This is a genomic window from Stenotrophomonas sp. 01N47, assembly GCF_056399165.1.
In genome coordinates this window covers 294,253-318,250 of sequence record NZ_JBFTQU010000002.1, presented here as the reverse complement: position 1 = coordinate 318,250, position 23,998 = coordinate 294,253, and the positions used below count along the sequence as shown (strand labels likewise).

At 66.7% G+C, this 23,998-nt stretch carries 19 protein-coding genes and 1 pseudogene; 12 read left to right on the top strand and 8 right to left on the bottom strand.

What is annotated here, in order from left to right; all coding sequences use genetic code 11:
- Nucleotides 1–397: 397 nt before the first annotated feature.
- Nucleotides 398–643 carry a hypothetical protein gene (locus AC1DKR_RS05360; RefSeq protein WP_478031590.1) on the bottom strand — a complete coding sequence of 82 codons (246 nt, stop codon included), beginning with the start codon at nucleotides 641–643 and terminating at the stop codon, nucleotides 398–400.
- A 29-nt stretch (nucleotides 644–672) separates the two neighbouring features.
- Here AC1DKR_RS05360 and AC1DKR_RS05355 point away from each other — a divergent pair, with 29 nt between their 5' ends.
- The 4 genes from AC1DKR_RS05355 (at nucleotide 673) to AC1DKR_RS05340 (ending at nucleotide 5,417) form a co-directional block, all read left to right on the top strand.
- Nucleotides 673–927: a hypothetical protein gene (locus AC1DKR_RS05355; protein WP_089239227.1), complete on the top strand. Its 255-nt coding sequence runs from the start codon at nucleotides 673–675 to the stop codon at nucleotides 925–927.
- A gap of 226 nt (nucleotides 928–1,153) precedes the next feature.
- Nucleotides 1,154–1,543, top strand: a complete 390-nt coding sequence (locus AC1DKR_RS05350; RefSeq protein ID WP_478031586.1) for a DUF2946 family protein — start codon at nucleotides 1,154–1,156, stop codon at nucleotides 1,541–1,543.
- Nucleotides 1,544–1,671: 128 nt separating this feature from the next.
- Complete coding sequence (locus AC1DKR_RS05345) at nucleotides 1,672–3,810, top strand: TonB-dependent receptor (protein WP_478031584.1); 2,139 nt, start codon at nucleotides 1,672–1,674, stop codon at nucleotides 3,808–3,810.
- A gap of 11 nt (nucleotides 3,811–3,821) precedes the next feature.
- On the top strand, nucleotides 3,822–5,417 hold the full coding sequence (locus AC1DKR_RS05340) for a PepSY domain-containing protein (RefSeq protein WP_478031582.1): 1,596 nt from the start codon (nucleotides 3,822–3,824) through the stop codon (nucleotides 5,415–5,417).
- Here AC1DKR_RS05340 and AC1DKR_RS05335 read toward each other — a convergent pair.
- Nucleotides 5,333–5,695, bottom strand: a pseudogene (locus AC1DKR_RS05335) (MFS transporter); the annotation flags it as partial. The gene AC1DKR_RS05340 and the pseudogene AC1DKR_RS05335 overlap by 85 nt on opposite strands.
- A gap of 154 nt (nucleotides 5,696–5,849) precedes the next feature.
- Here AC1DKR_RS05335 and smqnr point away from each other — a divergent pair.
- Nucleotides 5,850–6,497, top strand: a complete 648-nt coding sequence (gene smqnr, locus AC1DKR_RS05330) for a SmQnr family pentapeptide repeat protein (protein ID WP_312108923.1) — start codon at nucleotides 5,850–5,852, stop codon at nucleotides 6,495–6,497.
- A 15-nt stretch (nucleotides 6,498–6,512) separates the two neighbouring features.
- Here smqnr and AC1DKR_RS05325 read toward each other — a convergent pair whose 3' ends face one another.
- Nucleotides 6,513–7,196, bottom strand: a complete 684-nt coding sequence (locus AC1DKR_RS05325; protein WP_312108925.1) for a class I SAM-dependent methyltransferase — start codon at nucleotides 7,194–7,196, stop codon at nucleotides 6,513–6,515.
- Between the two features lie 117 nt (nucleotides 7,197–7,313).
- On the opposite strand from AC1DKR_RS05325, the gene AC1DKR_RS05320 reads away from it, so the two are divergent.
- Nucleotides 7,314–7,787 (top strand): hypothetical protein, encoded by a 474-nt coding sequence (locus AC1DKR_RS05320; protein WP_132825776.1) that lies wholly within the window; start codon nucleotides 7,314–7,316, stop codon nucleotides 7,785–7,787.
- A 69-nt stretch (nucleotides 7,788–7,856) separates the two neighbouring features.
- On the opposite strand, the gene AC1DKR_RS05315 is transcribed toward AC1DKR_RS05320, so the two are convergent.
- Nucleotides 7,857–9,248, bottom strand: coding sequence for an aminotransferase-like domain-containing protein (locus AC1DKR_RS05315; RefSeq protein ID WP_478031576.1), 1,392 nt, complete (start codon nucleotides 9,246–9,248; stop codon nucleotides 7,857–7,859).
- Nucleotides 9,249–9,381: 133 nt separating this feature from the next.
- On the opposite strand from AC1DKR_RS05315, the gene AC1DKR_RS05310 reads away from it, so the two are divergent.
- From AC1DKR_RS05310 to AC1DKR_RS05300, 3 genes are all read left to right on the top strand, one after another.
- On the top strand, nucleotides 9,382–10,245 hold the full coding sequence (locus tag AC1DKR_RS05310; RefSeq protein ID WP_025874055.1) for a DMT family transporter: 864 nt from the start codon (nucleotides 9,382–9,384) through the stop codon (nucleotides 10,243–10,245).
- A 79-nt stretch (nucleotides 10,246–10,324) separates the two neighbouring features.
- Nucleotides 10,325–11,206 (top strand): SDR family NAD(P)-dependent oxidoreductase, encoded by an 882-nt coding sequence (locus AC1DKR_RS05305; RefSeq protein ID WP_478031574.1) that lies wholly within the window; start codon nucleotides 10,325–10,327, stop codon nucleotides 11,204–11,206.
- Between the two features lie 39 nt (nucleotides 11,207–11,245).
- Entirely contained in the window at nucleotides 11,246–12,133 is an 888-nt protein-coding gene (locus AC1DKR_RS05300; protein WP_478031572.1) for a LysR family transcriptional regulator, read from the top strand.
- A 461-nt stretch (nucleotides 12,134–12,594) separates the two neighbouring features.
- Here the strand turns inward: AC1DKR_RS05300 and AC1DKR_RS05295 are convergent, their stop codons facing one another.
- Nucleotides 12,595–13,491, bottom strand: a complete 897-nt coding sequence (locus AC1DKR_RS05295) for a LysR substrate-binding domain-containing protein (RefSeq protein WP_059063312.1) — start codon at nucleotides 13,489–13,491, stop codon at nucleotides 12,595–12,597.
- Between the two features lie 106 nt (nucleotides 13,492–13,597).
- On the opposite strand from AC1DKR_RS05295, the gene AC1DKR_RS05290 reads away from it, so the two are divergent.
- Nucleotides 13,598–15,112 (top strand): MFS transporter, encoded by a 1,515-nt coding sequence (locus tag AC1DKR_RS05290; protein ID WP_154879517.1) that lies wholly within the window; start codon nucleotides 13,598–13,600, stop codon nucleotides 15,110–15,112.
- Here the strand turns inward: AC1DKR_RS05290 and AC1DKR_RS05285 are convergent.
- The 3 genes from AC1DKR_RS05285 to AC1DKR_RS05275 all read right to left on the bottom strand — a co-directional run bounded on the left by AC1DKR_RS05285 (nucleotide 15,096) and on the right by AC1DKR_RS05275 (nucleotide 19,335).
- A complete protein-coding gene (locus AC1DKR_RS05285) occupies nucleotides 15,096–17,189 on the bottom strand; it encodes a TonB-dependent siderophore receptor (protein ID WP_478031568.1) in 2,094 nt (697 codons plus the stop codon). The two genes, AC1DKR_RS05290 and AC1DKR_RS05285, sit on opposite strands and share 17 nt — an antisense overlap.
- A gap of 99 nt (nucleotides 17,190–17,288) precedes the next feature.
- Nucleotides 17,289–18,674, bottom strand: a complete 1,386-nt coding sequence (locus tag AC1DKR_RS05280; RefSeq protein ID WP_478031566.1) for a sensor histidine kinase — start codon at nucleotides 18,672–18,674, stop codon at nucleotides 17,289–17,291.
- Nucleotides 18,652–19,335: a response regulator transcription factor gene (locus AC1DKR_RS05275; protein WP_025874050.1), complete on the bottom strand. Its 684-nt coding sequence runs from the start codon at nucleotides 19,333–19,335 to the stop codon at nucleotides 18,652–18,654. The genes AC1DKR_RS05280 and AC1DKR_RS05275 overlap by 23 nt, the downstream gene beginning before the upstream one ends.
- Before the next feature lie 152 nt (nucleotides 19,336–19,487).
- On the opposite strand from AC1DKR_RS05275, the gene AC1DKR_RS05270 reads away from it, so the two are divergent.
- Nucleotides 19,488–20,654 carry an efflux RND transporter periplasmic adaptor subunit gene (locus AC1DKR_RS05270; RefSeq protein WP_394196053.1) on the top strand — a complete coding sequence of 389 codons (1,167 nt, stop codon included), beginning with the start codon at nucleotides 19,488–19,490 and terminating at the stop codon, nucleotides 20,652–20,654.
- A gap of 4 nt (nucleotides 20,655–20,658) precedes the next feature.
- Nucleotides 20,659–23,760, top strand: coding sequence for an efflux RND transporter permease subunit (locus AC1DKR_RS05265; RefSeq protein ID WP_394196028.1), 3,102 nt, complete (start codon nucleotides 20,659–20,661; stop codon nucleotides 23,758–23,760).
- Nucleotides 23,761–23,998 lie beyond the last annotated feature (238 nt).

The following is a 23,998-nucleotide window of genomic DNA, read 5'->3' as shown; positions in this document are numbered from 1 at the left end:
CAACGTGCTGTGTGCTGCCCGCTGTTCGCGGGACATGCGGCGGCTGCGCGACGCAACGTGGTCAGTGGGTGATGGAAGGTGGTGACGTCATCATGGTGTCGGAGCGGGCTTGTTTTTGCAACACCTTTTGACACCTTGCATCCCCGGTCTCGCATGGCGTCCTTGTCAGCGAGGGATCTGCGATGACGGTCGCAGATTGTCCTCATCGCGACGATGCGTCGCAGCCGGCGAGAACGCATTTTCCGATGATGCCGGTGCCGTTCGATACGGCCCTTCGCCCTCTCTCAACGCCCGACCCGGGCGCCATGCACAAGGAGTCCGCATGTTTGAAAACGAACCCGATGAAGTACGCACGTCCGATGCCGTGCCGATACCGCGCACGACGGTCGCGACGTTCTCAATCGGTGCGACCACCCACCGATAAAATACGACTGGCATGACGGACACCATCGACGAAGCGCAGGAACTGGAAGCGCGCCACCTGCAACGCGCCTTGGCCCAGCACGCAGTGCGGGCCGGCAACGTTGCCTCTCTCAAACCTACTGGGGAGTGCCACAACCCGGACTGCAGCGAAGACTTCGAAAACGATCCGGCCAGACTGTTCTGTGGGCCTGCCTGCGCCGAGCGTTTCGAAGCCATCCATCAACACCGCAACGCATAGGAACAGGGGACATGTCTCTGAACAGCAACGACGCTGGCTTCACCGAACGCATCGCCGGGGTATCGGCCGAGCTCGCCGTATTGATGAGCCTGGTGGAGCACCACATCCATCTGCAGTTGGCCGACCTGGCTGACTCCGGGGATGTGGATGCACAGGAGCGATTCGCGGTAGCCGATCCGGAGCGCTGGTTGGAGAACGCCCGCAACAGCCTGCAGGCGGGCGTCATGTTCCTGGAACGCGCTGTGCAGCAACCGGCACGGTTCTAGCGTTGCCGCCAGGGGACGGAAGGGGCCGGTCACACCAGGCGCCCTTCCGTCCCTTTCCGGCGATATCGGCACCTGACAAGGATCGGCATGGAACTGCCTGCGACACGATGTCGCAGGACCGGGGTGGCAACCCTGAACATGGTCCAAGTTGGCCCCGGGCTCGTAGAATGGCCGGGTGCGCCGCTCTGTTCTCCACCACCGGTTCCAGACCCTGGCATGGCTTGCCATGCTGTTGGTGCTGTTCGCCCCGCTTGTGAGCCGCTGGCTGGTGCATGGGCACGTCGTTGCGACTGCCGCACCGGTGGCGGCCATGGACCACGCCACACATACCCAGCACGCGATGGAAGGGCACCACGACCATCACGCGATGGCGATGGAGCACGGCGAGGCCGCACAGAAGCCGCCCGCTGATCCACATGCCGACCATGAAATGGGTGTGGACTGCGATTACTGCCTGATCGCCGCCAGGCTGATCACGCTGTTGGTGGCGGCGCTGCTGCTGTTGGCGCTGATGGCACCGGTCTGCCGTGCGCTGCGCGGTTCGGTGCGGGCATTGCCGCAGCGGATCAGCGGTACATTGGGAGCGCGGGGGCCACCGGCCTTGATGGCCGTCTAAGCCCTGCCCGCACGCCCTTGGATTGATTATCCCGAGCTGCCAGGTCTGGCCTGGCACTACCGCGTGCGCGTTTCCCGAACTCCTTGAGCTGCCCTGCATTGCGGGGTGGCCTTGCATGCCGTGAACAAATGAAAACAAACCCCAACTCCGCGCGCCTGCGCAGGACCGCGCTGCCTGCGCTGTGTGTGTCCCTGCTGCACACCGTGCCCGCCATTGCCGACGATGCGGTACCTCCGACAACCCTGGATACCGTCCGCGTGGTCGATACCCGCAGCGGTTCGCTGTCCTCCACCGCCAATACCGGTTCGGCGCTCGGGCTGAGCGTGCTGCAGACGCCGGCCAGCCTCACGGTGATTTCACGCGAACAGCTGGAACAGCGCGGTGATTCCAATCTCAACGACGCGATCACCCGCGCTGGCGCGATCAGTGCCATGCCCCATCCGGGCAACGGCCTGAGTGCGCTGTCCAGCCGTGGCTTCACCGATGGCGCTTCGGTGATGCGCCTGTACGACGGCATGCGCCAGTATGGTGGTGTGGGCATCACCTTTCCGTTCGATACCTGGTCTATCGAGCGCATCGAGGTGCTGCGCGGGCCGGCCTCGGTCATCCACGGCGATGGCGCCATCGGCGGCGTGGTCAACATCGTGCCGAAGAAGCCTTCGCGCGGTGCCATCGAGAATGAGGTCGGCGTGACCCTGGGCAGTGAGGACACTGCGCGCCTGGGCTTCGGCAGCGGTGGCGCACTTACGCCCGAGTTGGCCTACCGGCTGGATGTGAGCGGCAACTACAGCAGCGGGTGGGTCGACCGCGGCCGCAACAACGATGCGACGTTCTCCGGCGCCCTGTTGTGGCAGCCAAGGTCGGACATGCAGTTCACGCTGACCCATGCGCAGGGCTACCAGCAGCCGATGCGCTACTTCGGTACGCCGTTGATCGATGGGCGGCAGCTGGATGCGCTGCGCCACGAGAACTACAACGTGGCCGACAGCGTAATCCGTTTCCGCGACCGCTGGACCCAGCTCGATGCGGCCTGGACGCCGAACGGGAACGTGGAGTGGCGCACACGCGTCTACCAGATCGACAGCCAGCGCGACTGGCGCAATGCCGAGGCCTATGTCTACAACGGGCGCACGGGCCTGATCGACCGCTCTGGCAACACCCAGATCACCCACAACCAGGACCAGACCGGACTGACGTCCACGCTGCGCCTGCTGGGCAATGCAGGTGGTCAGCCGAACAGTTTCGCCGTCGGCTTCGATGCCAACCGTGCGCATTTCAAGCACACCAACAACACCTATGCGGGCAGCTCGGGGCCGGTGGATCCTTTCAACCCGGTGCCCGGTGGGTTCAGCAGCGATGCCCCCAACCTGCCGCGCTACCGCAACAGCGCCGAACAGGTCGCGTTGTTCGTGGAAGACCGGCTGGAACTGAGCGAGCGCTGGTCGGTGCTCGCTGGCTTGCGCCACGACCGTGCCACGATCGACCGCAACGACCTGATCAGTGGCGAGCGTGCGTTCTCCAGGACCTACAACAGCACCGGCTGGCGCGCGGGCACGGTCTTCGCGGTGCAGCCTTCGTTGACCCTCTACGCGCAGTACTCGCAGGCGGCCGACCCGGTCAGTGGTCTGCTGATGATCAGCCCGGCCAACGGCGAGTTCGATCTGGCCAAGGGCAAGCAGATCGAGATCGGCATGAAGCAGGCCTTCGACGGAGGCGAGTGGACGCTGGCGGCCTATCGCATCCGCAAGACTGGCCTGCTCAGCCGTGATCCGTTGCAGCCCGACCGTCGCGTGCAGGTGGGGGCACAGACCTCAAAGGGAATCGAAGCTTCGTTGAACTGGAGCTTCGCGCCGCAGTGGTCGCTGGATGCCAACGCGACCGTGCTCAAGGCCGGGTTCGAGGATTTCCTGGAAGCCACCGGCACGCCGGCGGCGATCGTGTCGCGTGATGGCAACGTGCCGCCGAACGTGGCCGAACGTTTGGCCAACGTCTGGTTGAGCTGGCAGTTCCTGCCTGATTGGAGCGTGGCCAGTGGCTTGCGCTACGTGGGCAAGCGCTATGCCGACAACGCCAACACGCTGCAGCTTCCGGGTTACGCCACCACCGATCTGGCCCTGACCTGGCAGGCCGCGCCGCGCACACGGCTGACCGCGCGCGTGTTCAACGTGTTCGACAAGGCGTACTACGGCACGGCGTACTACACCAGCACGCAGTGGCTGCTGGGCGCGGACCGGCGCGTCGAGTTCAGCCTCGACCATCGCTTCTGAGGACGCACGCCATGTCGTTGCGATCCACCGCCAGGCGCTGGACCTACCTGACGCATCGCTGGCTGGGCATCGGCGGGTGCCTGCTGATGCTGCTGTGGTTCGTCAGCGGCATGGTGATGCTGTTCGTCGGCTACCCGAAGCTGACGCCAGCGGAGCGGTTGGCCGCGCTGCCCGCATTGGTCGACGCGCGGGGCTGGCAGGCACTTTCCGTGCTGCCGGAAGTGGTGCGACAGGAGCCTGAGCGCGTCGTGTTGACGACGCTGCGTGGCGAGCCCGCCTACATGGTGCGCTCCGGCGCGAACGTGGGTGCGTGGTCGGTTCTTGCCGGACACGCATTGCCGCCGGTATCGGCGCAGTTGGCCGAGGTTTCCGCCGCGCAGTTCGCCGGCGGCCCTTCTTTCGTTGGCGCCATGCCGCTGGACGAAGACCGCTGGGCGCATTCGCGCGCGCTGGATCCGCATCGACCGCTGTATCGCGTCGGCGTCGGCGGCGCACAGCCCGGTGATGTCTACGTGTCCTCGCATACCGGCGAAGTCGTGCTGGATGCACCGCGCCTGCAGCAGCGCTGGAACTATGTGGGTGCGTGGTTGCACTGGCTGTACTTCCTGCGCATGCAGTCGGTGGACCCGGTGTGGACCTGGACGGTGATCGTGCTGTCGGCGCTGTGCACGGTGGCCGCAATCAGCGGGATCGTGGTCGGCATCTGGCGCTGGCGGTTTCGCGGGCAGTACCGGTCCGGGTCGAAGACGCCGTACCAGGAGCCATGGATGCGCTGGCATCACCTGATCGGATTGATGGCGAGCGCATTCGTGTTCACCTGGATCTTTAGTGGGTTGATGTCGATGAACCCGCTTGGGGTGTTCAGCAGCTCACGCGCTTCGCTTGACGTTGCGCGCTATCAGGGTGGGGTGCCGGCGGATACTGGCGTCCTCGCGCAACCGGCTGCAGTACTGGCTGCGGTGCATACACCGCAGTTCGTGCCGGTCGAGATCCAGTGGCGGCGCATCGGCGGTGAACTGTTCGCGGTGGCGCTGGATGGCAATGCCGATTCGCGCGTGGTCAGTGAGCGTGGCGGCGCACTGCAGGTGTCCACTGCGTTCGGTGCAGAATGGTTGCGGGGCAGGGTCGCGGCGATGTCCGACGCGGGGCTGCGCGGATTCACCATTCTGCAGGCGCCCGATGCCTACTTCTACCCACGCGCTGCAGAGGCGATGAACGGCGCCGCGGTACGTCGCTTTCCGGTGGCGATGGCTGATTTCGATGACGCTGAGGCAACCCGCGTCTATGTTGACCTGGCCACCGGCGATCTGCTGTTGGCGCTGGGCAAGCGCGAGCGCGCAGGTCGCTGGCTGTTCTCCTTCCTGCACAGCTGGGACTTGCCGGCAATGCTGCGGCAGCACAGTGCGCGGCTGGTCATGCTGCTGCTGCTCAGCCTGGCAGGCACCGCGTTATGTGCAACGGCAACCGTCATTGGCTACCGGCGGTTGCGCATGACATTCCGGCACAAGCGCCGCCATGCGCCTCATGCCCGCAGCCAGCGCGTCGACACCGCCACCAGCAACAGCGCCATCGCCACACCGACAAAGGCGGCGATGAGGCCGAAGTGATTGGCGGCGAAACCGATCAGCGCCGGGCCGGCAAGAATGCCGGCAAAGCCGAGGGTGGACACGGCGGTGATGGCGATCGCCCGCGGCATCCTGTTCTGGCTGCCAGCCAGCGAGAACAGCGCCGGTGCGATGGTGGCGCAGCCCAGGCCGGCCAGCACATAGCCGACCAACGACACCTGCCATGGCGTGACCAGGGTGAGCACCAGCACGCCGGCGCAGGCCAGCAGCGCACCAGTCACGATCGCCCTCTGCCGGCCGATGCGCTCTACCAGGTTGTCTGTGCGTTAATGTGCAGTATCTGGCGTTGGTGGCGGCGCGTAGGGACGCCTGTACACACTGCGGCTGCAGCGCTGGTGAATCGCGCGCGAGTTGGTGCTGTCCATCGCCTTTCCAGCGCGGCATCATGGCAAGGCACCCGGCACGGAACCCTGCATGTCCTCCACTGTTCACCACAAGCTGCGCATCGGCGCCGATCAGTTCACCGGCCAGAAGGTGGTCGACCAGCAGTTCCTCGAATGCGATTTCTCCGGCGTGGACCTCACCGCCACCGAGTTCGTGAACTGCGGCTTCTACGATGCCGACACGCGCACCGGGTGCCGTTTCAGTGGTGCCACGTTGAAGGAAGCCAGCTTCCGCCAGTGCGACATCAGCATGTGCAACTTCAACTTCATCAAGGCGCTGGGGCTGGAAATCAGCGAATGCCGCGCACAGGGTGCCGATTTCAGCAACGCCAGTTTCATGAACCAGATCACCACGCGCAGCTGGTTCTGCAGTGCCTTCATCAAGAAGAGCAACCTGCGCTATGCCAACTTCTCGCGGGTGACGCTGGAGAAGTGCGAGCTGTGGGAAAACCGCTGGGACGGCGCCAACGTGAGCGGCGCCAGTTTTGCGGGGTCGGACCTGTCCGGCGGCCAGTTCGATGGCGTCGACTGGAATTCCGCCAACTTCACCGATTGCGACCTGACCAACTCCGAACTGGGCGAACTGGACCTGCGCAGCACCAACCTGCGTGGCGCCACGCTCGATGTGCAGCAGGTCGCGCTGCTGATGCAGCGGATCGGCATCACCGTGGTGCCATGAGCGTGCGTCGCGGCGCTATACCGGTGTGGCCGGCGCATGTGCCACCCAGCCCTTGAAGCTGAAGCCGGCGTAGAACAGTTCCACGTTCTCGAAGCCGGCCTCCTGCAGCAGCGCCACTTCCTGTTCGGGTGAGAGCAGCGGTAGGCGCTCGGCGATCGCCTCGACCGCGCGCTGTGTATCGGCACGTGGAATGCCGGAAGCCTCGGCGAACGCGGCGTAGCGCTGCAGCCAGCGATGCTTGCCGTCTGCGTCCTGCGGCACGCTGTGGTGGGCCACCACCAGCGGAGAACCCGGTCGCAGCCGTTGCCGCAGTTCGCGCAGGGTGTGCAGGCGCTGTTCAATGGTGAGGAAGTGCAGGGTCAGCAGGCAGGTGGCGCCGTCGAAGACGGTCTGCGGGGCATCGTCGATGTAGCCTTCCAGCAGCGTCACCCGCGTCATCAACGGCCCCAGGGTCTGCTCGGCCAGCGCGAGCATTGGCGCGGCAGGATCGACGCCGAGCATCCGCCATTGCGGGTGCGCTTCCGCGAAGGCCTTGAGCTCCAGGCCGCCGCCTGCGCCGAGCACCAGCACCTGGCCATCATCGGGTACGTGTTCGGCCAGCAGCAGGTGGCTCATCTGCTGTAGTCCGAGGAAACCCGGTACCTGCCGCAGTGGGCCGTCGGCGTAGCGGGCGACGGCGTTGGGATCGGAGAAGGACATCGGAAGGATTCCTGCGGCAATGGCGAACATCCACTTTACCGTGCTCGGCAAGTGTCGATTGCACAGTGGCCCGCCTTTGCTTAAGGTCTGCGCCTGCATGCATTCAAGAGATCGGGAATGGACCCTCGCAGCCCCGCGATGCCATCGGCGGAAGCCTTCGAACTGGCGCTGACAATGCTGGGACGGGAGGGCGTGGATGAGGAGCAGGCCGAGCGGGCGCTGCTCGCGCTCGGCAGCGAACACTGGCAGATGCGCCGCCTGCTGGTGTGGTTGCCTGAAGCCTTCGCCATGGCCCTGATCGGTCATATGGAACTGGGCGTGCAGCTGCCCGGTACATTCACCGCCTCCGACGCACAAGGCGAGCTGCATGAACTGCCGCTCGACCGTGAGCCTGTATTCGCCGCCGGTCTCCAGCGCGCCCTGGTCATGTACCACGAAGGTCCACGCGCCGCGTTCCGGGCGATCTGCCAGCGCAGTTCGTCGCTCAATGCGATCGACAACGCCTTGAATACCGGCGCCGATCTGCAGGGCGCGGCGCTTTCGGGTCCGGAGCTTCTGGACATCCCGGCAGAGACCTACCTCGCCCATTGAGCCGGGGCTTTTCAGAGCGCGGGCTTCATCCCGTCTGCTTCCAGGCGATACAGGCCGGCCAATCGCCAGTCATCGTGTACGCATCTGCAACGCCTTCCCAAGCACCTGCCAGATCTTCGGGTCCTGGCACTGCGACACATTGAAGCGCACGTAGTCGGCAGCCCGTTGCGACTGGCTGAAGGCATTGCCCGGCGCCACCACCACGCCTTCGCGCAGGCACTGCCTGGCCACCGCCGATGCATCGCGGCCATCGGGCAGCTGGCACCACAGGAACAGCCCTGCATCGGGTTGCAGCCATGGCGTGATGCCCAGCTTCTGCACCTGCCGCAGCGTGTGCTTGCGCGCATCGGCCAGGCGCGTGCGCACCGCCTGCATGTGGCGGCGGTAGCCACTGTCGGTCAGTGCGATCTGCATCAGGTGCGCGGCCAGGTGCCCACCGCCGAAGCTGGTGGCCAGCTTCAGATCGGTCAGTGCTTCGATCCAGTCGGGGCGCGCGGCGATGTAGCCGCAGCGCGATGCCGCGGAAATGGTCTTGGAGAAACTGCCGACATGGATCACCCGCGACAATCCATCCAGGGCCGCCAGCCGCGGCGCCGGGCGCAGCTCGAAGTCGGCGAAGATGTCATCTTCGATGATGATCAGTTCGCTGTGTTCGGCCAGGCCCAGCAGGCGGTGTGCCGTGGTCGCCGACAGCACCGCGCCGGTCGGGTTGTGCAGCCCGGCATTGGTGATGTACAGGCGTGGCGCGTGTTCCTGCAGCGCGCTGGCAAACACCTGCAGATCCGGCCCGGTGTGTGTGTACGGTATGCCGATGGCCTGCACCTGATGGGCCTTCAACATCGCGTGGTAATTGAAATAGCTCGGGTCGTCGACCAGCACGCAGTCACCGGGCTTCAGCAGGAAGCGGCAGATCAGGTCGACCGCGTGCGTCCCCGATTCGGCCAGCAGCAACTGCTCCATCGACGCGTCGATGCCCAGCGTGGCCGCGCGTCGCTGCAGCGTCTGCCGCAATGCCGGCAGGCCCAGCGGTCCTGCATAGTCCACCAGCTGCGCGGAGTCGGCGCGGGCCATGCGGCGCAGGCCACGGCGCAGGCCATCGTGGTACAGCCAGTCGCTGGGCATCCAGCCGCAGCCGGGCTTGAGGTGTCCCGGCGGGGTTTCCAGCGATTGCCGTGATACCCACAGTGGGTCCACCGCGCGATCCAGCCGCGGTTCCATTTCGGCCAGCGCCAGTGGTGCTGCCGGACCAGCAACGTAGAAGCCGGAGCCGGCGCGCGCGGCGATCACGCCTTCAGCGGCCAAACGTTCGTAGGCCTCGACCACGGTGGACACGGAAACGCCCATCGCCGTGGCCTGCGCGCGCACCGAGGGCAGGCGGCTGCCCGGGCCATCCAGGCGCGAGCTGATGCGGGAGCGGACGGCGTGGATGACGCTGTCGATGCGGCTGGGCGGTCGGGACATGCGCGGGACTGTAAGGGGATTGTGGGCAGTACAGTTACTTGTGACTGTACTGGATTGTAGCTGTGTATCGCCCGTGCCCGGTGGCCCAATGACGGGCACGGCCGGCCATTGCCCGGCATTTCTGGAGCAGGGTGTGGAACGGTCGGCAAGCGGGTGGATCAATGGCTTCATCGGTGTGGTGATCTTTGCCGGCTCGTTGCCGGCCACCCGTCTGGCAGTGATGGAGCTGGACGCCAGCTTCGTCACCGCCGCGCGCGCCAGCATCGCCGCGTTGCTGGGGCTGGTGCTGCTGCTGGCATTGCGCCAGCCGCGCCCGGTCAGAAGCGATCTGCCCGGTCTGGTGCTGGTCAGCCTGGGCGTGGTGGTGGGCTTCCCGTTGCTGACCGCGCTTGCCCTGCGCCACGCCTCCTCGGCACACACCATCGTGTTCCTGGGGCTGTTGCCGCTGAGCACGGCGGTATTCGGCGTCCTGCGCGGCGGCGACCGGCCGCGCCCGGCGTTCTGGGTGTTCTCGCTGCTGGGCAGCGCCTGTGTGGTCGGCTACGCCGCGCGCAACGGCATCGAAGCCTCACTGCAGGCCGACCTGCTGATGCTGGCGGCGATCGTGGTGTGCGGACTCGGCTATGCCGAGGGCGGCCGCCTGGCCCGGCATCTGGGTGGCTGGCAGGTGATCAGTTGGGCACTGCTGCTGGCATTGCCGGTGATGCTGCCGCTGATGGTGGCGATGCGCCCGTCCTCGTTCACGGCGGTCGCCGCGTCGGCCTGGTGGGCGCTGGGGTACGTGGCGGTGTTCAGCATGCTGGTCGGTTTCCTGTTCTGGTATCGCGGCCTGGCCCAGGGCGGTATCGCGGCGGTCGGCCAGCTGCAGCTGCTGCAGCCGTTCTTCGGCCTGGCGCTGGCGGCGCTGCTGCTGCACGAGACCGTCAGCGCCGGCATGTTGCTGGTGACCGTGGCAGCGGTGATCTGCGTGGCCGGCGCCCGCCGCTTCAGCCGATGACGCGCGATAGCGTCGGCGTATCGTGGCGTGCCGCCAACAGTATTGGCCGGGGCCGGCGCGCCTGGTTGAAGCTGTGCCGATGAAACCCAATTCCAGTATCTCGTTCGAAGGCCAGGTGGGCCTGGTGACCGGTGCCGCCGGTGGCCTCGGCCTGGCCTACAGCCGCCTGCTGGCCCAGCGTGGCGCGCACGTGGTGATGCATGACGTGGGCGCCGCGACGGACGGCACGGGTACCGATCCGCAGCGCATCGTCCAGGCGGTGGCAGCACTGCATGCCCAGGGCCTGCCGGTCGAAGCTGCCAGCGGCCCCATCAACCAGCGCAGTGGCTGCCACGCGCTCGTGCAGGACATCCTGCAGCGGCATGGTCGCCTGGACTTCATCATCCACAACGCCGGCTGGGTGGCCTACGCCGGTATCGAAGTGGTGGAAGACGATGCGCTGGAGCAGATGCTGTGCCTGGCGGCGAAGACACCGCTGTGGCTGGCACAGGCGGCATGGCCTGCGATGCGTGCTGCCGGCGGCGGCCGCATCGTGCTGACCACCTCCGATCGCGCGCTGTACCCGCAGTATGCGCAGCGCGGCCTGTGCGGCTATGCAATGGCCAAGCTGGCTGCGCAGGGGCTGGTCAATGTGCTGGCCTTGGAAGGCGCCGAACACGGCATCGTCGTCAACGCGGTGTCGCCGGTGGCCAAGACCCGCATGTGGGGCATCGACGGGGAGCCGGATGAACTGCATCCAGAGGCGGTGGCGCCCGGGGTTGCCTTCCTTGCCTCCACGCGTTGCCGGCAGGGTGGCTGGACCCTGCGGGCCAGCAACGGCCAGTTCCATGCATTGCGATTGCAGGAAGCCGAACACGTGGCCTATCCGCGCGACCTGCGTGCGGTCGCAGCGGACAGCATCGAATCGGTGGCCCTGCAGTGGCCGGTCATTGCGCGGCCGAGTGTCGATGCGCGCGGTTGAACGCGTACCCTAGGCAGGTCTCCACCTGCCTGCGATGAAATGATCGATCTGCGCCTGCTCCGCCAGTTCGTGGCGGTGGCCGAAGAACTGCACTTCCATCGCGCTGCTGCGCGCCTGCACATGTCGCAGCCGCCATTGACGGCGGCGATGCGGCGCCTGGAAGACGAGGTGGGTACCGGGCTGATCGTACGCGGCAACCGCACGCTGGGCCTGACCGCGGCGGGGCAGACGCTGCTGGTGGAGGCGCGTGCAACCCTGCAGCATGCCGAACAGGCGCTGCAGCGCACGCGGGAAGCGGCGGCAGGGCAGACCGGCAGCCTGCGCGTAGGCTATGTCGGCAGCGCACTCTATGGGCGCCTGCCGGCGCTGATCCGCCAGTTCCGTCATGCGTTTGCGCAGGTGCAGCTGCATCTGCACGAAGCCACCTCGCGGCAGCAGCAACAGTGGCTGCGCGAAGGGCGCATCGACCTGGGCATCCTGATTCCGCCGATCATTTCCGCAGAGCTGCATCTGCAGGCGTTCGACCTTGATCGACTGGCCATTGCCCTGCCGCGCGCGCATCGGCTGGCCGCACGGCAACGGCTGGATGTCCCAGCCCTGGTGGACGAGCCGTTCGTTTCATGGCCATCGGCCGAAGGCATCGGCTTCCACGCGCAGGTGCTGGGCCTGTGTACTGCTGCCGGCTTCACGCCGCGGGTCGTGCAGGAAGCACAGGGCATGCACGCAGTGCTGTCGCTGGTCGCCGTGGAAGCGGGCGTGGCGATCGTGCCGGCAAGCATGGCCGGGTTCCGTCCCGAGGAAATCGTCTATCGGCCCTTGGACGGCGGCAACGCTGCGTTCGAACTGCAGTTCTGCATGCGCCCGGAATCACCCACGCCGGTGCTGCAGAATTTCCTGGCGATGGCAGCACAACCGGTAGTGTCGTGATTGCCGGCAGGGCATCCGTATTGCATGCGCGGGTGCGGCGGTGATCCGCGTCGTGCATGCCTCCGGAATGTGATTCGGCCTGCAGTTCTGTCTTCGGGAATCATGCCTGCGGCAAGCCTGATGCACCGGTGCGGGCAATCCCTACATACCGCCTCGGCTACGACGACCAGCATGTCCCCGTCGGCCATCATCGGCCGGCTGGGATTGGCGTCCTACAATCAACTCTGGCACGTGATCGGCAGGCGCACGGATGGCGCCTGCGGATCTCGTGCCCCGCTGTCCGTGGTGGGCGATGTGTGGGGATCACAATGATCCGCCGGTCAGTCCCAGAGTTGTCCGGTACGCCAACCCGCATCGCCCGCCGCCAGTTCGTGGTCAGCCACGAATGCGCTGATGGCGCTTGCCTCGGGGGTGGCAATGCACGTCGTGCGCGGGCGGCGGCGGGCGGTGCATCTGTCTGCTCAGCGGGGACGGGCGAACAGATGTTCGGCCGTGTAATCGATGAACACCCGCAGGCGCGCGCTGGGGTGGCGATTGCCCGGCCACAGCAGTGAGAATTGTCCGTGCTGCCGTTCCAGCATCGGCAGCACCTGCTGCAGCCGGCCATCGGCCAGTGCTTCGGCCGCCAGGAAATCAGGCATCCAGGCCACGCCCATGGCACCGATCGCCGCGGCCAGCAGCGCTTCCATGTTGTTGCAGGTCATTGCCGTAGCCAGAGCAGCGCCGGCATCGCCATTCACGCCGGGCAGGCTCCAGGGCTGCAGCGTGCCGGTGGTCGGGAAGCGGAAACGCACCGCCTGCAGTGAACGCAGTTCCGGCAGCGACTGTGGCCAGCCGTGTGTTCGCAGGTACACCGGCGCTGCGCACAGCACGAAGTGGAAGCTGCCGAGGCGACGCGACATCAGGCTGGAATCGGCCAGTTCACCGCTGCGTATCACCGCATCCAGCCCTTCGCTGACTACATCCACGAGGCGGTCATTGAAATCCAGTTCCAACTGCACCTGCGGGTAGCGCTGCTGGAAGCCGGGCAGCACCGGCAGCAGAAAGCGGTAGCCGATGGTGGGCAGGCCAATCCGCAGCAGGCCGCGCGGAGCGAATTGGCGTTGCGCAAGATCAGCCTGGGCCTCGGATAGTTCATCCAATGCCCGGCGGCAGCGCTGCAGCAGCAGGTCGCCTTCGTCGGTGAGGTGCATGCGGCGCGTGGTGCGGTGGAACAGTCGCGTACCCAGGTCCTGCTCCAGGCGGGCGATCCGCTTGCCCACTGCGGAGGCGGACAGGCCCAGCACCCGGGCGGCACCGACAATGCTGCCGGCCTCGGCGGTGCGGACGAAGGCCAGCAGTGCGGAAATGGAGTCCATGGCGGAATGATTCCGGAACATCTGGCTGCAATCAAACGCCTGCGGGCCTGTTTTTCCCGGATCGCGGCCTGTTCATCATCAATGGCCCCTTCTGCAGGAGGCCGCGATGGCCCGTTTTCTGACCGATTCCCACTCCGCGCAACGGCGCTGGGCCCTGTTGTCGGTGTGTCTGGCCGCGCTCGCGTTGCCATTGTCGTTCTCGGCCGGCGCTGTCGCGGTGCCGGTGTTGGCCATCCAGTTGGCCAGTTCGCCCGCTTCGCTGGCTTGGGTGACCAACGCCTTCATGCTCGGATTCGGCAGCCTGCTGTTGGCGGCAGGTGGGCTGGCGGACCGCTATGGGCGGCGTCGCCTGTTCCTGCTCGGCAGCGGCGGCTTCGCGTTGGCGACGATGTTCGTCTGCCTTGCGCCGGATCTGTTCTGGCTGGACCTGGCGCGCGGGTTGCAAGGCGTGGGCGCTGCGGCGGCATTGGCGTCGGGCAGCGCCGCGTTGGCGCAGGCGTGGCACGGCCAGGCCCGCACGCGCGTGTTTGCCCTGCTGGGCACGACCTTCGGTGCCGGCCTGGCGCTGGGGCCACTACTTGCAGGCGTACTGCTTGAGGCGCTGGGCTGGCGAAGCGTGTTTGCCGCCGGAGGTGTACTGGCTCTGCTGGCGTGCACGCTGGCAGCCCGCGTGCTGCCGGAGAGCCGCGGGCAGGCTGCGCAGCTGGACGTATCGGGCATGCTGGCTTTCAGCCTGACACTGAGCATGCTGACATTGGCGCTGTTGTGGCTGGGCGAATTCGGCCTGTACGCAGCGCGGGTGCGATGGGCATTGCTGGCGACCGTGTTGCTGGCGGCATCGTTCGTGCTGATCGAGCGCAGGCAGCCGGCGCCGTTGCTCGATCTTTCGCTGTTCGCACAGCGGGCATTCGTCGGTGTGCAGCTGCTGCCGGTGGCAACCTGCTTCGGCTACGTGGTGCTGCTGGTGGTCCTGCCGTTGCAGTTGCTGGGTGTGCATGGCCAGAGCGTCGCCACCGTTGGCGTGCAGATGCTGGCGCTGTCCGCGCCGATGCTGGTGCTGCCACTGCTGGCTGCGCGCTGGGCCGTCCGGCTGGGAAGCACGCGCCTGTGTGTGGCTGGGTTGCTGCTCTGCGCGCTGGGGCTGTATCTGCTGTCGCGGCAGGCGGCACATCCATTGCCGGCGCAATGGATCCCGCTGCTGGTGCTGATCGGTACAGGCACCGCATTGCCATGGGGCTTGATGGACGGGTTGTCGGTCAGCGTAGTGCCGGTGCAACGCGCGGGCATGGCGGCGGGAATCTTCGGCACGGTGCGGGTAGCGGGCGAGGGCATCGCACTTGCTGCGGTGACTGCACTGCTGGCGACGCTCATCGGTCAACGCCTGCCGGGCGCATCCGCTCCGGCAGTGGGCAAGGCCGCGGTTTATCTGGCTACCGGTGCACTGCATTCGGCCCAGCCGCTGCTGCCTGGGTCAACGTCGCTGCAGTTGCAGCGCGCCAGCGGCGAAGCGCTGGCGCAGCTGCTGCACGTGTTGTCGGCGCTGACCGCCGGCAGCTCCCTGCTGCTGCATGTGCTGCTGCGGCGGTCGCCGGCCGTTGCCGTGCTCAGAACCGATAGCTGATGGTGCCGGTGACCACGCGCGGGTAGCCAGCGAAACAATCGCCGAAGGTGCGGCACGGCGCGTAGTAACGCTTGTCGGTGAGGTTGGTGATGTTCAAGGCCCAGGTCCAGTTGGTCACCTGCACTTCCACCAGCGCATCGGCCAGGGTGTAGCTGGGGGTGATGACGCGGCCGCCATTGCCCAGCGACACCGTGTTGCCGACATGGCGAACACCCAGGCCGAGTTTCATCCGTGCGTCGTCGTCCAGCTGGAAGCCCTTGGACACCCAGGCCGAGGCCAGGTCCTGCGGGGTGTCGTTCAGGCGTTCGCCCACTTCCAGTGCGAAGTTGCTGCGGCTGACCTCGGCTTCGTTGCGCGCCAAGGCTGCCGTGACGGTGAGCTCGTTGGCGAACTGGAACTGGCCTTCCAGCTCCACGCCCTTGGAACGGATCTGGCCGGTCTGCACCACGTTCAGCACGTTGTCCGGGTCGTTGGTCTGGCGGTTGGTCTCGGTGATGCGGTAGGCGGCCAGGGTCAACAGCATGTTGCGGGCCGGCTGCCATTTGATGCCGCCTTCGGCCTGGCGCCCGCGCATCGGCTTGAATGCATTGCCGAACAGATCCTGGCCGGACACCGGCAGGAACGATTCGCTGTAGCTCAGGTACGGCGATACGCCGCCGCCGACGTCGCCGATCAGGCCGGCGCGGTAGGTGGTGGCATCGTCGGTCTGGCTGGGCTGGCCTTCGGTCTTCGAACGAGCATGGTCGCGACGCGCACCCAGCACCAGCGACACGCGATCAGCCCAGCGGATCTGGTCCTGCACATACATGCCCAGCTGGGAAGACTCCTGGTCCGGCTGGCGCTCCCAGCCACGAACGGTCGGGGCGATCGATACCGGCGTGTAGACATCGATGGGGGTGCCGGTGGCATCCAGCCGCTGCAGCTGCTCCTTGTACTGGCTGTAGTCCACGCCGGCCAGCAGCAGGTGCTGGAAGGCGCCCGTGGCGAAGTCGAACTGCACGGCGTTGTCGGCGCTGATCACCTGGATGTCGGGCTGCGTGCCGTAGGCGGTGCGGTTGACCATGCGCCGGTCGGCATCGATGAAGGGGTTTTCCGGGTTGCTGTAGCTGTCCACATACAACTGCTGCAGGGTGGTCTTGCCGTCGATGTAGCGCACCGCCGAGCGCAGGCTGACCGCATCGTTGAAGCGATGATCGAACAGGGCGGTCAGGCTGTACACGCGCGAATCGATGCGGTCGAAACCGGCCTCGCCGATGAAGGTGGTCGGATCCAGACGGCGACCGGGCGCTGCGTGCAGGGTCGCGGCCAGCGGCAGGAACTGCTGGCTGGAGCCAGTCTTGTCGTGCTGGTAGCTGGCCAGCAGGGTCAACGTACTGCGTTCGCCGCGCCAGCTGATCGAGGGTGCCAGATACACGCGGTCGTCCTTGAGGACATCGGTCTGCATGTTCGATTCGCGGACCAGACCGACGAAACGCCCGGCAACCGTGCCGTCGTCATTCAGCGCACCACCGATGTCGCCCTGCAGCTGCCGACGATCGAAGCTGCCCAGCTGCAGGCCGACCTCACCGCTGGCGGCGCCGAAGCTCGGGCGCTTGCTCATGGCGTTGATGATGCCGCCGGTGGCGCCCGCTCCGTACAGCACCGATGACGGGCCGCGCAGCACTTCCACCCGTTCCAGGCCGTATACCTCCGGGCGTGCCAGCGGGCTGAAGCCGTAGCTGCGGCGCAGGCCATCCTGGTACTGCACCGGGTCCAGGCCGCGTACCGAACTGGCGTCATTGCGGGTGTCCAGGCCCCAGGCGTCGGCGGTGACACCGGCGCTGTAGCGCAGCACTTCCTGCAGGTTGTGTGCGCCGCGATCGGTGAACAGCTGTTGGGTGACCACGTTGATCGCCTGCGGCGTCTCGGTCAGGGCGGTGTCGGTCTTGGTCGCGGTGCTGGCGCGCTCGGCCACCACGGTCACCTTGTCCAGGGTCCGGGCCGCAGTGCCGTCCTGGGCCTGGGCGATGGCCGACGCCAGCAGGGTGGGCAGGAACAGCGTGTACAGCAGCGGGCGGCGCGACGGCAGGGCGGGCATCGTGGGGAATCCGGGAAGGGCGGTGACGGCGGATTATCCGGATGCCCGCCCCCAAATACAAATGATTCCCAAATGCACTTGCCGGTGATGAGCCTGGCTTCAGGGCAGGCCGTCTGCGGCGCCGCGGATGCTCATCCAGGTGCCGCCGTCGGGGGCGCTGCCGGCGCGGACACGGAAGCCGTGCAGCCCGGCGATGGCGGCCACGATCGACAGCCCCAGGCCAAAGCCGGGCCCTTGCCCGGCACTGCTGCTGCCGCGGAAGAAGCGCTGGTAGATCAAGGTGCGGTCCTGCGGCGGGATGCCCGGCCCGTTGTCGATCACATCGATCCGGGGCGCGCCGTGGTCGTCCACCGCGCGCAGCAGGATGCGCCCGTGCGCAGGCGTGAACTGCAGGGCGTTGGACAGCAGATTGGCCAGTGCTTCGAACAGCAGTTCGCGGTCGCCGCGCAGCATGCCGATCTGCGGCGCCACCTGCAGTTGCAGATCCTGTTGTTTCTCTTCGGCCAATGGCAGGTAGAACTGGTGCAGCTCCTGCAGCAGGTCGGCGATGTCGACCTCGTCGAAGGCCGAACGGCGCTGGTGGCTTTCCAGCTCGGACACGCGCAGCAGGGCGGCGAAGCGCGCCATCAGCATGTCGGTCTCCGCCAGCGCCTTGTCCAGCGGGTCCGCATGCGGGCCGTGTTCGTCCAGGCCCACGCGCATGCGATAGAGGTGTGCACGCAGGCGCGTGAGCGGTGTACGCAGGTCGTGCGCGATGCTGTCGCACACGCCTTTGACCTCGGTCATCAGCTGCTCGATGCGTTCCAGCATGGCATTGACGATGCTCGACAGCCGATCGATCTCATCGCGTCGGTTGGATACCGGCAGGCGTTGCCCGAGGTCGCCGGCAATGATGCGGTTGGTGGCCGCTTCGATCTGCTGGATCCGCTTCAATGGGCGCCGGCGCAGCAGATGCCAGCCCACCAGCCCGGGGATGACAGTCAGTGACACGCCCCACAGCAGTGCATCGAGGATGATGCTGTTGACCGCCATCAGCTTGCCGTTCTGGCGCACGAACACCAGTGTCCGGCCATCCCGGGTCACCACGCCGAGCGCGCTGCCACCGCTCTCGTGGCGGCCATCGACCAGCGTCCAACCCGCTACCTGATGCGAGTTGCCATCCAGCGGCAGTCCTTCGGGGATGGCCGTCAGCGGGCCCGCCATCGCCACGCCGGCCTTGTCGAACAGCCCGTACGTATACACCTGGTGCAGGTCGAAGCGCTGGCTGTCGCGCAGCGCGTCATCCAGCGCCGGGCCGTCGAAACTCATGAACAGATGGGCGCGCTGCTGCAGGCCGGATTCGGTCAGGTCGTTCAGGTAGTCCGAGATGCGCCAGTACATCACGCCCAGCAGCAGGCTGGACCAGGCCACGAACAGGATGCAGTACAGGCCCAGCAGGCGGCTGCTGGATGAGCGCCAATGGTCAGGATTGCGCGTCGAAGACATAACCGGTTCCACGTACGGTCAAGATCGGCTGCGGCCGGCCGGGTTGTTCGATGCGTTTGCGCACCCGGCCGATATGCACGTCGATCAGGTTGGTGCCCGGGTCGAAGTGGTAGCCCCAGACTTCCTGGAACAACATGGTGCGGGTGACCACCTGGCCGGCATTGCGGACCAGGAATTCCAGCAGTTTGAACTCGGTCGGCAGCAGGTTGATCTCCTGGCCGCCACGGCGTACCGAGCGGCTCATCAGGTCCAGTTCCAGGTCGCCGGCGCGCAGCACCTTGTCGCTGGCAGCGGCCTGGCCCTGGCGCCGGATCAGCACTTCCACGCGCGCGGCCATTTCATCGGAGGCGAACGGCTTGGTCAGGTAGTCGTCGCCACCAGCACGCAGGCCACGCACGCGTTCATCCACGTCCGACAGCGCACTGATCATCAACACCGGCGTGGCGATGCCTTCATGGCGCAGCGTGGTGACCAGGGCCAGCCCGTCAATGCCGGGCAGCATGCGGTCCAGGGTGATCACCGCGTAGTCGCCTGAACGTGCCAGCGCCAGGCCACTGCTGCCGTCGCTGGCCAGATCCACCTCGAAGCCGTGGCTGCGCAGCTCGGTGGCGATTTCCTCCGCGGTGACAAGGTCGTCCTCGATGGTGAGTACGCGCGGCATGGGCCACTTTGCAGATTGGGACCTGCGCATCCTCGCAACCGTAGGCGTGCACTGCAAATGAAAAATGTTTCATGCGTTTTTCGCTGGATCGCAGCGCGCTGTCTTCTATATTCGGCGCCGAACGCTCCCCCCGCGCGTGGAACCTGCTGCCGATGACCCTTCCGTACTTCTCCCTGCCTGCCGCGGGCTGGCGCCGGCCGCTGCTGGTGCTTGCCCTGGCTACCCTGCTGGCCGGCTGCGGCAAGGACGCGCCCAAACCAGGCAAGGCGACGCCGGAAGTGACCGTGCTGACGCTGCAGAACCAGACGCTGGCGCTGCAGCAGGAACTGCCGGGACGCACCATTGCCTCGCAGGAATCGGATGTACGCCCGCAGGTGGACGGGGTGCTGGTGAAGCGCCTGTTCGAGCAGGGGCAGCTGGTGAAGGCCGGGCAGCCCCTGTTCCAGATCGAGCCGGCGCTGTACCAGGCCGCCCTGAACGAGGCGCAGGCCAACCTCAGGACCGCCGAAGCGGCCGCCGTGACCGCTCGCCTGCGGGCGCAGCGGATGCAGGCGCTGGGCAAGGACCAGCTGGCCGCGCGCCAGGACGTGGACGATGCCATCGCCAGTGGCCAGCAGGCGGCTGCGGCCGTGCAGGCTGCGCAGGCAGCGCGCGAAACCGCCAGTACGCGGCTGGGTTTTGCCACGGTCACCGCACCGATTGCCGGTCGCATCGGGCGTGCGCTGTTCACCCCGGGGGCGCTGGTGACATCCGCCCAGGCCGATCCGCTGGCGCGGATCCAGCAGGTCGACCCGATGAACGTGGACATCACCCAGTCCAGCAACGAGTACCTGGCGCTGCGTCGCGCCATTGCCGAGGGGGGCGTGCAGGCCAACAGCGCGCCGGTGCGGCTGCGCCTGTCCGATGGCACCGACTACCCGCTGCCGGGCACGCTGGAATTTGCCGACATCGATGTGCAGCAGGAGACCGGCAGCATCACCCTGCGCGCGCAGTTCCCCAATCCTGATGGGCAACTGCTGCCGGGCATGTACGTGCGTGCGCAGGTAGGCCAGGGCACGCAGCAGCAGGCGCTGCTGGTACCGCAGTCGGCGGTGGACCGCAGTGCCAAGGGCGAGGCGCAGGCGTGGCTGGTCGACAAGGAGGGCAAGGCGCGGCTGCGTACCTTCCGCACCGCCCGCGCGGTCGGCAACCAGTGGCTGGTGCTTGATGGCATCAGCGCTGGCGAGCAGGTGGTGGTGGCGGGGGCGCAGGGCCTTGCCGACGGCATGCCGGTGCGGATGAAGACGGCGCCCGTGACTGCGCCGGCCGGAAAGGACTGAGCGCATGCTGCCGCGCTTCTTCATCCACCGCCCCGTATTCGCCTGGGTACTGGCGATCTGCATCATGGCGTTCGGCACGATTGCGGTGACCCAGCTGCCGGTCGAGCAGTACCCGGACATCGCACCGCCGCAGGTCAACATCACCGCCAACTACACCGGCGCGTCTGCACAGACGGTGGAAGACAGCGTCACCCAGGTGATCGAACAGCAGATCAAGGGCATCGACCACCTGCTCTATTTTTCCTCCACCAGTTCGTCTTCGGGGCAGGCGCGGATCACGGTCACCTTCGACCAGAGCGCCAACCCCGATATCGCCCAGGTACAGGTGCAGAACAGCGTCAACCAGGCCATCAACCGCCTGCCGCAGGAAGTGCAGCAGCAGGGTGTGACCGTGGCCAAGTCGCAGGGCGACTCGCTGATGGTGGTTTCGCTGTACGACACCAGCCGGCGCATGGAGCGGGTGGACGTTTCCGATTTCCTGGTCAGCAACGTGCAGGACCCGATCAGCCGCATTGCCGGCGTCGGCGAGATCAATGTGTTCGGTTCGGCCTATGCGATGCGGGTGTGGCTGGATCCGCACAAGCTGCGTGCCTACGACCTGATGCCGTCGGATGTACGCAGCGCGATCCAGGCACAGAACACCCAGGTCACTGCCGGCGAGCTGGGGGCGTTGCCGTCCAGTGCGACGCAGAGCCTCAACGCCACCGTCACCGCGCAGTCGCGCCTGCAGACTCCGGAACAGTTCCGCGCGATCATCCTGCGCACGCTGCCCAGCGGCGCGGCGGTGCACTTGGGCGACGTTGCGCGAGTCGAGATCGGCGCGGAGAATTACCAGACCAGCAGCTTCCTCAACGGCTATCCGGCTGCGGGTTTCTCGGTGACCCTGGCCTCCGGCGCCAACGCGCTGGCCACTGCCGATGCGGTACGCGCTGAGCTTGAACGGCTGCGGCCTACGTTCCCGCCCGGGCTGCAGGTGGCCTATCCACGCGACAGCACGCCGTTCGTACGGGTCTCCATCGAAGGGGTCATCCACACCCTCATCGAGGCGATCGTACTGGTCGTGGTGGTGATGTTCCTGTTCCTGCAGAACCTGCGCGCCACCCTGATTCCTGCGATCACGGTGCCGGTGGTGCTGCTGGGTACCTTCGGCGTCCTCGCGGTGGCCGGTTTCACCATCAACACCCTGACGCTGTTTGCGATGGTGCTGGCCATCGGCCTGCTGGTCGATGACGCGATCGTGGTGGTGGAGAACGTGGAACGCATCATCCACGAAGAGCATCTGCCGCCACGCGAGGCAACCGAGAAGTCGATGGGCGAGATCACCGGTGCGCTGATCGGCATCACCGTGGTGCTCGGTGCGGTGTTCCTGCCGATGGCGCTGTTCGGCGGTTCCACCGGCATCATCTACCGGCAGTTCTCGATCACGATTGCATCGGCCATGACGTTGTCGGCGCTGGTCGCGCTGACCCTGACACCAGCACTGTGCGCGACCCTGCTCAAGCCCTCGTCGGCGCAGAAGCCACCGGGGCGCTTCTTCGCCGCGTTCAACCGTGGCGTCGACCGCAGCCAGTCGGCCTACCAGGGCAAGCTCGGTGGCGTGGTGTCCCGTCCGCGGCGCTGGATGGCGTTCTACCTGCTGCTGGTGATCGCCATGATTGCCTTGTACGCACGCATGCCCACCGGCTTCCTGCCGGTGGAGGACCAGGGCCAGGTGACCTTCCAGTTCTCCACGCCGGAAGGCACGCCGATGGCGCGCACCGAGGCGCTGGGCGAGCAGATCAGCCGTTACTTCATGGAGCACGAGAAGCAGAACCTGGACGTGGTGTTCGTGGTGGTCGGTCGCAACAACGCCGGTACCGGCCAGAATGCGGGGCAGGGCTTCCTGGCACTCAAGCCCTGGGACGAGCGCAAGGGCGACAACACCGCAGCGGCGATCATCGCGCGCGCCAATGCCTATTTCCGCAAACTGCCCGATGCCAAGGTCAACGTGCTGGCGCCGCCGGCAGTGCGCGGCCTCGGGCAGTCCAGCGGTTTCGAACTGTGGCTGCAGGACACCAGCGCGGCCGGACGCGTAGCGTTGCAGGCCGCGCAGGAGCAGGTGGTACGCGCGGCCGGCGAAGACGACGGACTGACCTCCGTGCGATTGAACGGGCTGGGCGACAAGGCCGAGCTGCGGCTGGACATCGACCACGCCCAGGCCAGCGCGCTGGGCCTGGCACAGGCCGACATCAATTCCACGCTGTCTGCCGCCTGGGGTGGCAGCTACATCAATGATTTCCTGGATCGCGGCCGGGTCAAGCGTGTGTACATGCAGGGCGACCAGCCTTACCGCAGCGTGCCCGACGACATCGGCCAGTGGTACGTGCGTGGCGGCAACGGCCAGATGGCCTCGTTCGCCAGCTTTGCCAGCAGCCACTGGGCGCGTGGGCCGCAGCTGCAGCAGCGTTTCAACGGCCTGCCGGCGATGCAGATCCAGGGCAGCGCGGCCGAGGGGCGCAGCTCGGGTGAAGCGATGCAGCGCATGCAGGCGCTGGTGGCCGATCAACCCGGGTTCGATCTGCAATGGAGCGGGCTGTCCTATCAGGAACAACTGGCCAGCAACCAGACGCTCTACCTGTACGCCGCTTCGATTGCCTTCATCTTCCTGTGCCTGGCCGCGCTCTACGAGAGCTGGACGGTGCCGGTGGCGGTGGTGCTGGTGATTCCGCTGGGCGTGATCGGTACGGTGCTGGCGACCACGGCTGCGGGCTTCGTCAATGACATCTACTTCCAAGTCGGATTGCTGACCACGATTGGATTGTCGGCAAAGAACGCGATCCTGATCGTGGAGTTCGCCGAAGCACGCTACCGCGCCGGCAGTTCAGCGGTGGAAGCGGCACTACAGGGCGCGCGCCTGCGCCTGCGGCCGATCGTGATGACCTCGCTGGCCTTCGTGGCAGGCGTCATCCCGCTGGCGTTGGCCACCGGCGCCGGCGCGGTCAGCCGGCGTGAAATCGGCATGAGCGTGATCGGCGGCATGCTCTCCGGAACGGTGCTGGCGGTGGTGCTGGTGCCGCTGTTCTTCGTGCTGGTACGGCGGGTGGGCAGGGCGCGGCCGGTGCACTGAGGGCAGGGGCGTCGGCTGTCACCTTCCTGCCGCAGGGCCATCACCCGGTCTTGGCCCGGGCGTCGGTAGGGTTGATCGTCCCCGTCCCCCACGGAGACCTGCCATGTGGTTGCTTGACCGACTCTGGCCCTCACGCCCTGCGCTGCCCGCCGCGACGCTGCCGCCTGCAGCAGACCTGCCCGCGCGTCGAACGCCGTTGAAGCGTCCGTTGCGCGTCGGCCGGGCCAGCATGGCACCC

Bases quoted from the DNA above. Each gene is read 5' to 3' on its own strand.
- AC1DKR_RS05360 (WP_478031590.1), bottom strand. From the start codon at position 643: ATGGATGGCTTCGAAACGCTCGGCGCAGGCAGGCCCACAGAACAGTCT.
- AC1DKR_RS05355 (WP_089239227.1), top strand. From the start codon at position 673: ATGTCTCTGAACAGCAACGACGCTGGCTTCACCGAACGCATCGCCGGG.
- AC1DKR_RS05350 (WP_478031586.1), top strand. From the start codon at position 1,154: ATGCTGTTGGTGCTGTTCGCCCCGCTTGTGAGCCGCTGGCTGGTGCAT.
- AC1DKR_RS05345 (WP_478031584.1), top strand. From the start codon at position 1,672: ATGAAAACAAACCCCAACTCCGCGCGCCTGCGCAGGACCGCGCTGCCT.
- AC1DKR_RS05340 (WP_478031582.1), top strand. From the start codon at position 3,822: ATGTCGTTGCGATCCACCGCCAGGCGCTGGACCTACCTGACGCATCGC.
- smqnr (WP_312108923.1), top strand. From the start codon at position 5,850: ATGTCCTCCACTGTTCACCACAAGCTGCGCATCGGCGCCGATCAGTTC.
- AC1DKR_RS05325 (WP_312108925.1), bottom strand. From the start codon at position 7,196: ATGTCCTTCTCCGATCCCAACGCCGTCGCCCGCTACGCCGACGGCCCA.
- AC1DKR_RS05320 (WP_132825776.1), top strand. From the start codon at position 7,314: ATGGACCCTCGCAGCCCCGCGATGCCATCGGCGGAAGCCTTCGAACTG.
- AC1DKR_RS05315 (WP_478031576.1), bottom strand. From the start codon at position 9,248: ATGTCCCGACCGCCCAGCCGCATCGACAGCGTCATCCACGCCGTCCGC.
- AC1DKR_RS05305 (WP_478031574.1), top strand. From the start codon at position 10,325: ATGAAACCCAATTCCAGTATCTCGTTCGAAGGCCAGGTGGGCCTGGTG.
- AC1DKR_RS05300 (WP_478031572.1), top strand. From the start codon at position 11,246: ATGATCGATCTGCGCCTGCTCCGCCAGTTCGTGGCGGTGGCCGAAGAA.
- AC1DKR_RS05295 (WP_059063312.1), bottom strand. From the start codon at position 13,491: ATGGACTCCATTTCCGCACTGCTGGCCTTCGTCCGCACCGCCGAGGCC.
- AC1DKR_RS05290 (WP_154879517.1), top strand. From the start codon at position 13,598: ATGGCCCGTTTTCTGACCGATTCCCACTCCGCGCAACGGCGCTGGGCC.
- AC1DKR_RS05285 (WP_478031568.1), bottom strand. From the start codon at position 17,189: ATGCCCGCCCTGCCGTCGCGCCGCCCGCTGCTGTACACGCTGTTCCTG.
- AC1DKR_RS05280 (WP_478031566.1), bottom strand. From the start codon at position 18,674: ATGTCTTCGACGCGCAATCCTGACCATTGGCGCTCATCCAGCAGCCGC.
- AC1DKR_RS05275 (WP_025874050.1), bottom strand. From the start codon at position 19,335: ATGCCGCGCGTACTCACCATCGAGGACGACCTTGTCACCGCGGAGGAA.
- AC1DKR_RS05270 (WP_394196053.1), top strand. From the start codon at position 19,488: ATGACCCTTCCGTACTTCTCCCTGCCTGCCGCGGGCTGGCGCCGGCCG.
- AC1DKR_RS05265 (WP_394196028.1), top strand. From the start codon at position 20,659: ATGCTGCCGCGCTTCTTCATCCACCGCCCCGTATTCGCCTGGGTACTG.